Raw genomic sequence first — 10,472 nt, 5'->3', positions numbered from 1 at the left:
TTGCGGCCGGGCGCCGGGGTTCTTGCTGACGGCGGCTTGCAGGCGGGCCATCGCCTCGGGCGACGGTGTGCCCATCGGCCGCGGCCGCGGTGCCACGAAAGCGGCAGCGTCCTGATCAAGGGCGGCGGTCAGCGGGCGCGGTTGCGGCGCCGGGGCGGCAGCTTGCGGGCGATAGGCGGGCGGCGGCATGTCGTCTGCCTCCGGCGCGTCGTCATACTCGGGCTCGGCATAGTCGGCCTGCGGCGCAGCCAGCGCCTGCTCCATGCCGTCAAACAGGCTGGGCGCCGGGGCGGCGGGGGCCGCAGCCTCGTGGCGCGGCTCTTGCCGCAGTTCCAGCCGGGCTTCCGGGGCGCTGAACACCGCCGGTTGCGTCATGGTCGCGGAGCGGCGGGCCACGGCGGGCTCGGCCCGGTTGGCCTGATTGGCGTCGATGCCGGTGGCCACCACGGAAACCCGGATGGTGCCTTCCATCGCGGTATCCAGCGTCGAGCCGACGATGATGTTGGCGTCGGGATCGACCTTTTCGCGGATGATGTTGGCGGCCTCGTCCAGTTCGAACAGCGTCAGGTCATAGCCGCCGGTGATGTTGATCAGCACGCCCTTGGCGCCATGCAGGCTGATCTCGTCCAGCAGCGGATTGGCAATCGCCTTTTCGGCGGCCTGCACGGCGCGGTTCTCGCCCGAGGCCTCGCCGGTGCCCATCATCGCCTTGCCCATCTCGTCCATCACCGCACGCACGTCGGCGAAATCGAGGTTGATCAGGCCGGGGCGCACCATCAGGTCGGTGACACCCTTGACGCCCTGATACAGCACATCATCGGCCATGGCGAAGGCTTCGGTAAAGGTGGTGCGTTCGTTGGCCAGCCGGAACAGGTTCTGGTTGGGAATGATGATCAGGGTATCGACGACCTTCTGCAGAGCCTCGATGCCGTCCTCGGCCTGCTTCATCCGCTTGTTGCCTTCGAACTGGAAGGGCTTGGTCACCACGCCGACGGTCAGCACACCCAGCTCGCGCGCGGCCTGCGCGATGATCGGCGCCGCCCCGGTGCCGGTGCCGCCACCCATGCCGGCGGTGATGAAGCACATGTGGGCGCCGGCAAGCTGGTCAACGATTTCCTCGATGGTTTCCTCGGCGGCGGCGGCGCCAACGGTCGGGCGGGCACCCGCGCCCAGACCTTCGGTGGCTTTCGGCCCCATCTGGATGCGCGACCCGGCCCGGCTTTGCTGCAACGCCTGCGCGTCGGTGTTGGCCACCACGAATTCGACACCCTCAAGGTTCTTGTCGATCATGTTGTTGACGGCGTTGCCCCCCGCCCCGCCGACACCGAATACCGTGATGCGCGGCTTCAGATCTTCGCGCTGCGAGGTCATCGTCAGATTAAGTGCCATTGCCTGTCCGCCTGTTGTTTTTTGATTGCCGCCAAAAGCGCCGCCAAGGTGCCGAATTTTCGGTTTGCATACCTGTCCCGGGCTGCAAATCACGACTTATCCCGGATTCTATCCACAGATCGTGCCGAGGTCACGAAAAAAACAAGGATTGCCCACAAAATATGGGGCATACCCCGCGATTTTCAGCGGGATTTCGCCACAGACGCAGGATATTGCGGGTTACCAGTTGTCCTTGAACCATTTAAGCGCCCTTTTCAGTGACCGCGCCGGGTATCTTTCGGCGGGAATATCGAAATCCCACCACTCGTCTTGCGGGTGTGCCGCAAACAAACACAACCCTACGGCACTACTGAACGCCGGTCCAGTCACCGCTTGCGGCAATCCCTGCACCCGCAAGGGCCGCCCCAGCCGCACCCGCTGGCCAAGGATTCGCGCGGCCAGCCCGTCCAGGCCGGGGATCTGGCTGGCACCCCCGGTCAGCACGATCTGCTGGCTGGGCAGATGCTCGAACCCGGCCGCATCCAGCCTTGCGCGGGCTTCCTCCAGAATTTCCTCGACCCGTGGCCGCATGATGCCGATCAGCTCGGTGCGGCTGACCTGACGGCGGTCCTTTTCCCAGTCGCCGCTGTCGCCCCCCGTTTCGATCATGTCGCGGTCATCCATGCCGGTGGCCTGCACGCCGCCATGCTTGGTCTTGATGCGTTCCGCCACCGCCAGCGGCACCGACAGCCCCTTGGAGATATCCGAGGTCACATGGTCGCCGCCCATCCGCACAGAATCGGCAAAGATCATGTGCTTTTTCATGAAGACCGACACGCCGGTGGTGCCGCCGCCCATGTCGATGCAGGCAGCGCCCAGTTCCTGCTCGTCCTCGACCAGGCTGGAAATGCCCGAGACATAGGCCGACGACGCGATCCCCGCCAGTTCCAGATCGCAGCGCTTGATGCAGTAAAGCAGGTTCTGCACCACCGAGGCATCGACCGACAGCATGTGCATGTCGCAGGCCAGCCGGTTGCCGATCTGCCCACGCGGATCGCCAAGGCCGGAACGATGGTCCAGCGCAAAGTTCACCGGCTGGGCGTGCAGCACCTCGCGGCCCGAACCGATATCGGGCACGTCGCAGGCGGAAAGCACGCGGGCCACGTCCTGCTCGGTCACCACCGAATCCTGCAAGTCCCACTCGCCCGCCAGCCCGTAGCTGCGCGGCTCCGCCCCCGAGAAACAGGCGATCACATGATCGACCCGCACGTTGGCCATCTTCTGCGCCGCCTGCACGGCGGTGCGGATGGCGCGCTCGGTTTCATTCATCACGGTGATTTCACCGAAATTCACCCCGCGCGAGCGGGTGGTGGCGGCCCCGATCACCCGGAAACTGGATTGCCCGGCCATCGGCCCGACGCCATCGACCTCGCGCAGTTTGGCCGCCCCGTCGAACCGCAGGATCAGGCAGGCGATCTTCGACGATCCCACATCCAGAATGGCGATCACGCCGCGCTGCATGGCGGCCCGGCGCATGTTGCGCATCGCCCGCTGGGATTGGTAAAGATCGGTCATAGGGAACTCTCCACGGTTTCAATTCCATTGGCGCGGCGCATTTCGCGCAAGGCGTTGGGGGCAAGGCGCAGCACCGGGCGTTCCTGCAAGCGCAGATCGACCGTCAGAATATCGCGCGCCAGCAGGTTTTCGGCCTTGTCCAGCGCCAGGATGCGCTCCAGCGCCTTTACCGGATCGGTGGCTGGCAGCAGGATGCGCTGGTCACGGTCCAGCACGATGTCCCAGCGCCGGTCGCCCATCCGCACCAGCCCGCGCAGGCGCGGCACCAGCGGCCCGGCAGCGGCGATGATCTGCAAGGCCTCGGGCACCGCCTTGGCAGCCCCGTCGCCCGCCAGCAGCGGCAGATCGGGGCGGTCGGCCCGCGCCAGCACCAGCGCCACCCGGTGCCCGCTGGCATCCAGCAGTTCCAGCGCATCGGGCTTGCGCAAGACCACCGCTGGCACCCGCTCGGTAATGCGGATTTGCAGCACCCCGCCCGATTTCACCCGCACATCGGCGGTGGCCACCGCATCCAGCGTGGCAATCCGGTCGCGCAGCGCCAGCAGGTCAATGTCGAAAGAGCTTTTCGGCAGCGGCACCGCCGCCACCTTGCGGATCGCATCGGCCAGCGCCGGGGTGGCACCGTCGATCGACATCAGGCTGACCATGAATTCCGGCCGCTGCTCCAACGCGGCGCGCAGGTCGGTGAAATGGCCGGTCAGGGCGGCGCGGCGGTCGGCATTGCCCAAATAGAGCCCAAGCCCCATGACGATGACAAAGGCCGGCAGCCCCACCCGCATCAGCGTGCGGAATAGCGGCGTCAGCCACAGCCGGTGCCAGCGATAGGCCGCCCGGCTGGGGGCCGGGTCGCGGCGCGGCGCTTCGGCTTTGGCCTCGGCGCGGGCGGGGGCGGGGGCGGCTTTGCTGGCGACGGCGCGGGTGGCCACAAGCCGCGGCGGGGCGATCAGCGGTTGCATGAGGCGTCCTCCACCATCCAGCGGCACAATTCGGGGAACGAGATGCCACACTGCGCCGCCTGTTCCGGCGACAGCGAGGTGGGGGTCATGCCGGGCTGGGTGTTGGTTTCCAGCAGGATCAATCCCGCCAGCCCCCGGCTTTCGTCCCAGCGGAAATCGGTGCGGCTGAGGCCCCGACAGCCCAGCGCCCGATGCGCCCGCAGGGCGTATTCCAGACAGGCTGCGGTGATTTCCTGCGGCAAGTCAGCCGGCACCACATGCCGCGAGCCGCCGGGTTTGTATTTGGCATCATAGTCATACCAGCCGGTGGTGATGATATCCGTCACCGCCAGCGCCCGCTCGCCCATCACCGAAACCGTCAACTCGCGCCCCGGCGCATAGGTTTCCACCATCACCACCTCGGGCATGTCCGCACCCAGTTGCGGCGGGCTGTTGGCCGCGTCCTGCACCAGATAGACGCCGACCGAGGAGCCTTCGTTGTTGGGCTTCACCACATAGGGCGGCGGCATCACGTGGCGCGCCTTCACCTCGGCGGTGCAGGCCAGTCGGCTTTCGACAATCGGCAATCCGGCAGCGCGGTAAGCCTCCTTGGCCCGCGCCTTGTCCATCGCCAGAGCCGAGGCCAGCACCCCCGAATGGGTATAGGGCAGGCCCAGCCACTCCAGCATGCCCTGGACGCAGCCATCCTCGCCCCAGCGGCCATGCAAGGCGTTGAACACCACATCTGGTTGAATTTCGCTCAGGCGCGCGCACAGGTCGCGGTCGGCATCGACCTCGATCACCTGAAATCCGGCTTCCCGCAGGGCTTGGGCACATTCGCGCCCCGAGACCAGCGACACTTCCCGCTCTGCGGAAAGCCCACCCATCAACACCGCCACACGGGAGCCTGTCTTGCCCGACATGCCCGCCATCACTGCCTCATCGGACCTTTGGCCCGTTATTCTTGTTTTTCGTCGTCTTGTTTTTCCGCGAGCCGTTCACCGACCCGCATGATTTCCCACTCTAGCGTCAAACCGCTGGTTTCGAAAACCCTTTTTCGCACCGCCTCGCCCAAATCTTCCAGATCGGCGGCAGTGGCGCCACCGGTGTTGATCAGAAAATTCGAGTGCATCGGGCTGATCTGCGCCCCGCCAAGCCGCGCCCCCCGCATCCCGGCCTCGTCGATCACCTTCCAGGCCTTCAATTCGTGGCTGTCATCGGCCCGGCCCGTCGAGGAATGGCCGACCGGATTGCGGAACGTCGAGCCCGCCGAGCGGTCCTTGGTCGGCTGGCTGGCGTCGCGCTTGGCAATCTGCTCGGCCATCCGCGCCTCCAACGCCGCAGGGTCGGCCTTTGCCGCCCGGAAGGTCGCCCGAGTGATGATGCAGCCCTCGGGCAGATCGGACTGCCGATAGCGCAGATGCAGGTCGGCGGCGGGGATGGTGATCACCTCGCCCTGCCGCGTAACCACCTGAATTTCCACCAGATGATCGGCAACATAGGCGCCATAGCACCCGGCGTTCATCTTCACCGCCCCGCCAATCGCCCCCGGAATGGTGCGCAAAAAGGTCAGATCAACCCCCGCCTCCGCCGCCCGCCGCGCCACATGCCCGTCCAGCGCCGCCGCCCCGGCGATCACGGTGCCATCCTGCACCGCAATCTCGTTGAACCCCCGCCCCAGCCGCACCACCACCCCGCGCATCCCGCCATCCCGCACGATCAGGTTCGAGCCGACGCCAATGGGAAACACCGGCACGCCCGGGTCAAGCTCCGCCAGAAACCCCCGCAAATCCGCCAGATCGGCCGGCTGAAACACCCACTCCGCCGGCCCGCCGACACGAAGCCAGGTCAGGTCGGCCAAAGGCTTTTTGGCCGTCAAAGTGCCGCGGGGAGTGGGAAGCTGCGTCATGCCCGAGGGATAGCCGCAGCGCCGGGTTCGGGCAAGGGGGTGGGCACGCTACCCCGCCACCAGCCGCAGCATATGGAACACCGCCAGCGCCACGGTGCTGCCGAACAGCGCGGCGGCGGCGGTGGTCAGGCGGAACAGGCGGATCGGGTCGTCCTCGGGCGTGCGGCGGGCTTTCAGGGCCAGCGGCAGCGAGATCGCGGCGGCCAGTGCCCAGATCAGGTAAAGCAGCGGGGTGGACAGGGCGGGGATCAGGCTCGGCAGGCCCAGGCCAAGCCCCGCGCCGCCGCCCAGCAGGATCAGCCGGAAGGCGGCGATCAGCACGATGTTGGGCTTGCCGGGCTGCGGCTGTGGCAGGATCCAGCGGAACAGGCGCAAGGGCAGCGACAGGGGCGGGGTCATGCGGGCAGGCTCCGGGTTGATGTGGCGGCAGCATGGCCGAAGTCGCGCGGCTTGGCCATGCGACTTGCGGGCTCAGGACGGGCGGGTGGGCGTGGCCCGGCCCAGCGCGCGTTTCAGCAGATACATCAACGGCTTGCGGAACATCGAGCCGAAGGCGAACAGCCCGAAGGCGGTCCACCAGATGCCATGCGTCAACCCGATCCAGACCAGCAGCACCGGTGCTGCAAGGATCAGCGCCAGACCCGGAACCATCTGCCGTTTCATCGGCAGCATGGCGGTGATCGCCGCCGCAATCACCCAAAGGCAGCCCAGCACCAAAGGCGTCATCGCTATGCCGCCGCGCCCAGCAGCCTTGCGGGCAGGCCGTTGGCCCAGGCGGAAATTGTGCCCGCGCCAAGGCAGACCACCATGTCGCCGGGCCGGGCCTGCTCGCGCACCAGCCGTTCCAGATCGTCCTCGTTCAGGATGGCGCGGGCGTGGCGGTGGCCGTGGGCGATCAGCCCCGCCACCAGATCGTCGCGGCTGGCCCCGGGGATCGGGTCTTCACCGGCGGCATAAACCTCGGCAATCGCCACCACATCGGCCTCGTTGAAGCAGGTGCAGAAGTCGTCGAACAGGCTGTGCAGCCTTGTGTAGCGGTGCGGCTGATGCACGGCGATCACCCGCGCGCCGGGGGTTCCGGCGGTGGCCTGACGGGCTGCGCGCAGCACGGCGGCAATCTCGACCGGGTGGTGGCCGTAATCGTCGATGATGGTGACGCCGTTCACCACGCCGACCCGGGTAAAGCGGCGGTTGACCCCGGCGAAACCGGCCAGGGCCTCGCGGATTTCCGCCTTTTTCATCCCCAGATGCCGGGCCACGGCAATCGCGGCGAGGGCGTTGGAGACGTTGTGATCGCCCGGCATCGGCAGGGTGCAGCCCTCGATCACCGCAATCTTCCCGGTGTCGTCAGGGCCTTCGCCTTGCAAGGCCACATCGAAATGCGCCACACCGGCGTCATAGGTCAGGTTGATCGCCCGCACATCGGCCTGGGCGTTGAAACCGAAGGTGACGATGCGGCGGTCCGTCACCCGCCCCACCAGCGCCTGCACTTCGGCATGGTCGGTGCAGCACACCGCCAGCCCGTAGAACGGGATGTTGGAGACGAAATCGTAGAACCCCTTGCGCAGGTTTTCGAAGGTGCCCCAGTGCTCCATGTGTTCAGGGTCGATGTTGGTGACGATGGCAATGGTGGCGGGCAGGCGGTTGAAAGAGCCGTCGGATTCGTCGGCCTCGACCACCATCCACTCGCCTTCCCCGGCGCGGGCGTTGGAGCCGTAAGCATGGATCACCCCGCCGTTGATCACCGTGGGGTCAAAGCCGCCTTTATCCAGTAATGTTGCAACCATGGTGGTTGTGGTGGTTTTTCCGTGGGTTCCGGCGATCGCAATGTTCGATTTCAGCCGCATCAGCTCGGCCAGCATCTCGGCGCGGCGCACCACCGGCAACTGGCGTCGGCGGGCTTCTTCAAGCTCCGGGTTGCCCTTCTTGATGGCGGAAGAGATCACCACCACCGCCGCCTCGCCCAGATTGGCGGCGCGCTGGCCTTCAAAGAACGTGGCGCCCAGCGACACCAGCCGGTCGGTGATCTTGCTGGCCTTGGCGTCCGAGCCCTGCACCCGGTAGCCCAGCGTCATCAGCACTTCGGCGATGCCCGACATGCCGATGCCGCCGATGCCGACGAAATGGATGGCGCCCAGTTCGCCGGGCAGTTTGGTGGCAGCGTTCATCGCTTGTCCTTTCTCAGCCCCTCGACCAGCGACACCAGCCGCTGGGTGGCATCGGGCACGCCCTGCGCCAGCGCGTTGCGGGCCATGCGTTCGGCGGCGGGCGGGTTGGTCAACACGGCGGTGATTTGCGTGCAAAGCACCTCCGCGTCAAGCTTGGATTCCGGCATCAGGATCGCGGCCTCGGCATCCACCAGCCCGCGGGCATTGGCAGTCTGGTGGTCGCCGGTGGCCACGGCATAGGGGATCAGGATCGACGGCCGCCCGATCACCGAGATATCGGCCACCGACGAGGCCCCGGCGCGGCTGATCACCAGTTGCGCCTCGGTCAGCCGGCGCGGGATGTCGGTGAAGAACGGCTGCACATCGGCGTCAATCCCGGCCTCGGCATAGGCGCGCTGCACCCGGGCCACATCCTCCAGCCGGGCCTGATGCGCCACCCGCAACTGGCTGTGCACCGCCTCGGGCAGCATCGCCACTGCGGCGGGCACCACGTCCGACAGGATACGCGCGCCCTGGCTGCCGCCGATCACCAGCAGGCTCATCGGATAGTCGCCGGGCGGGATATAGCCCGCCGCCGCCCGCTCCAGCACCGAGGCGCGCACCGGATTGCCGGTGTGGGTGCCCTGCACGCCCTCGGGCAGCGCGGTCGGCCAGGTGCCGCAGGCCACGGCATCGACGCGCGGCGCGAAGATCGCGTTCACCTTGCCCAGCAGGCCGTTCTGTTCATGGATCATCCGCGGCAGCCGCAGCACCGTGGCCGCCGCCAGCGCCGGGATCGACGGATAGCCGCCAAAGCCCACCACCACCGCCGGTCGGTCGCGCAAAAAGCCCGCCACCGCCCCCATCACCCCGCCCATGATGCGGAACGGCACTGCCAGCTTGGCCAGCACCCCGCCACGGGCAAAAGTGGCCGAGTCCACCTCGACCACTTCCACCACATGCGGAAAACCCCCGGCATAGCGCGCGCCGCGGGCATCGGTGGAAAGCCGCACCCGCCAGCCACGCCGCACCATCGCCTCGGCCAACGCCTGCGCCGGGAACATGTGGCCGCCGGTGCCGCCCGCGGCGATCAGCAGCAACGGCTCGCGGGCGGGAATGACCGGCAGCATCTTAGCGCCCCCGCTGGAACAGGATGTCGCTCATCTGGCCCTGCGGTCGCGTGCGCGTCATCGCCAGAAGCATGCCCACGGTGATGCCAGCCGCGATCACCGAAGACCCGCCATAGGACACGAAGGGCAACGTCATCCCCTTGGCGGGCAGCAGCCGCACCGCAACGCCCATGTTGATCATCGCCTGGACGCCGAAGATGCAGGCCAGCCCCGCGCCCGACAGCCGGATGAACGGGTCACGCTCATGCGTCAGCCGCAGCAAGGACCGCACCACCACGGTGGCATAAAGCCCGATGATGCACAGCACCAGGATCAGCCCGTATTCCTCGGCCGCCACGGCGATGATGAAATCGGTATGGGCATCGGGCAGCGACCATTTCACCTGGCCCTCGCCGACGCCGACGCCGAAAAAGCCGCCCTCCTGAATGGCGTTGGTGGCATAGCCAAGCTGGGTGCGCGGGTCGAGATCAGGCGACAGGAAGCCGTCAATGCGCCGGGCAAAGTGTTCCGAGCCGTTGTAGGCCACAAAGCCCGCGCCGCCCACCAGCGCCAGCACCACCGCGATCAGCGCAAATGGCGCACCGCCGACGAAATACACTACGCCCCAGCCGAACAGCACCAGCATGGCCTGGCCGAAATCGGGTTGCAGCGCCAGAAAGCCGGTGATGACGATGGCAATGGCGAAAGACAGGCTGCGGCCGGGCGGGCCGTTCACCTCTTGCGAGGCCGCCATCAGCCAGGCGGTCAGGATGATGAAGCCGGGCTTCAGAAACTCGGACGGCTGCACCGAGGCAAAGCCAAGGCTGAACCAGCGCACCGCCCCCTTGCCGAAATCGGTGCCAAACACCGGCAGCGCCGCCAGCGCCAGGAAGGCCACCAGGAACCCCGCCACCCCCAGCCTGCGCACCATGGCGGGCGACAGCATCGAGCATCCCAGCATCGCCAGCATCGCGAGGCCACCAAAGAACGCCTGCCGCTGCACGTAATAGAATGGCTCCAACCCGTTGCGGGTGGCCAACGGCACCGAGGCCGCCAGCCCCAGCAGGATGCCGATGCCAAACAAGGCCAGCACCGCCGTCATCGACCATTTGTCGATGGTGCGCCACCAGCGGGGAAGAACCGGCTCGCTGACCCTTGCGGGCATGGAGCCATAAACCATCTCTGTCATGGGAAAACCGCCTGATACACGCCGCACTGCCGATTGCCCGGTTGTCCGGGTCTGCGCGCAAGTCTAGCCAAGATCGCAGGCTCTGGCCAGAAAAAACGCGCAGGCGCGGCTGCAATCCCCGCCGCGCCCCCTTGGGCATCTTCTCTGCTTAAATATCCCCCGCGGAGCGTCTGTGCTGGCAGCAGGCGCCTCCGGCGGGGATCTTTGAGAACAGATGAAATCTGCCAGCGAGGACGCCGG

At 67.0% G+C, this 10,472-nt stretch carries 10 protein-coding genes; all 10 read right to left on the bottom strand.

Annotated features, from left to right (window positions below):
- Window positions 1-1,389, bottom strand: a 1,389-nt coding sequence (gene ftsZ, locus RSW2DRAFT_RS14310; RefSeq protein WP_008032166.1) for a cell division protein FtsZ, incomplete at its 3' end; no start/stop codon positions are given.
- Between the two features lie 219 nt (window positions 1,390-1,608).
- Window positions 1,609-2,943, bottom strand: a complete 1,335-nt coding sequence (ftsA, locus tag RSW2DRAFT_RS14305) for a cell division protein FtsA (protein WP_008032164.1) — start codon at window positions 2,941-2,943, stop codon at window positions 1,609-1,611.
- On the bottom strand, window positions 2,940-3,899 hold the full coding sequence (locus tag RSW2DRAFT_RS14300; RefSeq protein WP_008032162.1) for a cell division protein FtsQ/DivIB: 960 nt from the start codon (window positions 3,897-3,899) through the stop codon (window positions 2,940-2,942). Before RSW2DRAFT_RS14300 ends, ftsA begins: the two co-directional genes overlap by 4 nt.
- Window positions 3,887-4,810: a D-alanine--D-alanine ligase gene (locus RSW2DRAFT_RS14295; protein ID WP_008032159.1), complete on the bottom strand. Its 924-nt coding sequence runs from the start codon at window positions 4,808-4,810 to the stop codon at window positions 3,887-3,889. Before RSW2DRAFT_RS14295 ends, RSW2DRAFT_RS14300 begins: the two co-directional genes overlap by 13 nt.
- Before the next feature lie 26 nt (window positions 4,811-4,836).
- Entirely contained in the window at window positions 4,837-5,787 is a 951-nt protein-coding gene (gene murB, locus RSW2DRAFT_RS14290) for a UDP-N-acetylmuramate dehydrogenase (protein ID WP_008032157.1), read from the bottom strand.
- A gap of 48 nt (window positions 5,788-5,835) precedes the next feature.
- Window positions 5,836-6,186, bottom strand: a complete 351-nt coding sequence (locus RSW2DRAFT_RS14285; RefSeq protein ID WP_008032155.1) for a hypothetical protein — start codon at window positions 6,184-6,186, stop codon at window positions 5,836-5,838.
- Window positions 6,187-6,258: 72 nt separating this feature from the next.
- Window positions 6,259-6,513, bottom strand: coding sequence for a DUF2484 family protein (locus tag RSW2DRAFT_RS14280; RefSeq protein ID WP_008032152.1), 255 nt, complete (start codon window positions 6,511-6,513; stop codon window positions 6,259-6,261).
- Between the two features lie 2 nt (window positions 6,514-6,515).
- Window positions 6,516-7,955 carry a UDP-N-acetylmuramate--L-alanine ligase gene (gene murC, locus RSW2DRAFT_RS14275; protein ID WP_008032149.1) on the bottom strand — a complete coding sequence of 480 codons (1,440 nt, stop codon included), beginning with the start codon at window positions 7,953-7,955 and terminating at the stop codon, window positions 6,516-6,518.
- A complete protein-coding gene (locus RSW2DRAFT_RS14270) occupies window positions 7,952-9,064 on the bottom strand; it encodes a UDP-N-acetylglucosamine--N-acetylmuramyl-(pentapeptide) pyrophosphoryl-undecaprenol N-acetylglucosamine transferase (RefSeq protein ID WP_008032147.1) in 1,113 nt (370 codons plus the stop codon). Before RSW2DRAFT_RS14270 ends, murC begins: the two co-directional genes overlap by 4 nt.
- Before the next feature lies 1 nt (window position 9,065).
- The gene (locus RSW2DRAFT_RS14265) at window positions 9,066-10,232 is read right to left on the bottom strand and encodes a peptidoglycan glycosyltransferase FtsW (RefSeq protein ID WP_008032144.1); all 1,167 of its coding nucleotides are present in this window, start codon (window positions 10,230-10,232) and stop codon (window positions 9,066-9,068) included.
- Window positions 10,233-10,472 lie beyond the last annotated feature (240 nt).

The organism is Rhodobacter ferrooxidans, from assembly GCF_000176015.1.
Classification (GTDB): Bacteria; Pseudomonadota; Alphaproteobacteria; order Rhodobacterales; family Rhodobacteraceae; genus Pseudorhodobacter_B; species Pseudorhodobacter_B ferrooxidans.
Note: the sequence above shows the minus strand (reverse complement) of the source record. Positions and strands in the feature narration are given on the sequence as shown.